This window comes from Caballeronia choica (genome assembly GCF_001544535.1).
Lineage (GTDB): Bacteria > Pseudomonadota > Gammaproteobacteria > Burkholderiales > Burkholderiaceae > Caballeronia > Caballeronia choica.
The window spans coordinates 1-809 of sequence record NZ_FCON02000548.1 but is presented as its reverse complement, the minus strand read 5'-3'; the positions used below and the strand labels follow the sequence as shown (position 1 = coordinate 809).

The 809-nt window shown below is 67.2% G+C and carries 1 protein-coding gene; it reads left to right on the top strand.

Translation table 11 applies throughout. The features are described 5' to 3' along the window. Positions 1-809 (top strand): LytR/AlgR family response regulator transcription factor (locus AWB68_RS45635; protein ID WP_235028894.1); only part of this gene is annotated, 809 nt, incomplete at both ends.

The window sequence follows — 809 nt, the reverse complement described above, 5'->3', positions numbered from 1 at the left end:
GACATGACCCTCACCGACGCCCCCACTGCTGTCATCGCCGAAGACGAGCCCGTCCTCGCGCGCACCTTGATCCGCTTGCTGGAACAGGTGTGGCCCGAGCTTCGCATCGTCGGCGTCGCGGAAGACGGCCTGCGGGCGACGGAGCTTGGGCTGGCATCGACACCGGATGTGATGTTCCTCGACATCAAGATGCCCGGCCGTACCGGCCTGGAGGTGGCCGAGGCTGTGGCGGACGACTGGCCCGACGATCGCGCCGAGCCGCTCTTTGTGTTCATCACGGCCTACGACAGCTTCGCGGTCTCGGCCTTCGATCGCGCCGCGGTCGACTACCTGCTCAAGCCCGCCACAGCGGAGCGTCTGCAGCAGACCGTGGAGCGGATCAAGGTGCGGCTGGCCGCACGCACGGCGTCACCCGATGCGGGCGACAGGGCTGCGCTGATGCGGCGCATGCAGTCGATCGCGGCGCTGGAGGCCGGATCGAGCGAACGCATCAAGGTCATCCGTGCCGGCGTGGGCAACACTGTGCGCATGATTCCAGTGGCTGAGGTGATCTGCTTCGAGGCGACGGAGAAGTACGTGAGCGTCGTGACGCCGACGGGCGAAGCGCTGGTGCGGATGAGCCTGCGTGAACTGATGGCCCGCATCGACTCGACCGACTTCATTCAGGTGCACCGCGGCGTCATGGTCAATGCGAACGCCATCCTGAGCGCGACGCGCGACGAGAACGGGCACTACAGTCTGGCCGTGCGCGGCCTGCAGCGGCCGCTGAAGGTCAGCCGCGCGTTCGGCCACCTCTTCCGGCCGATGTA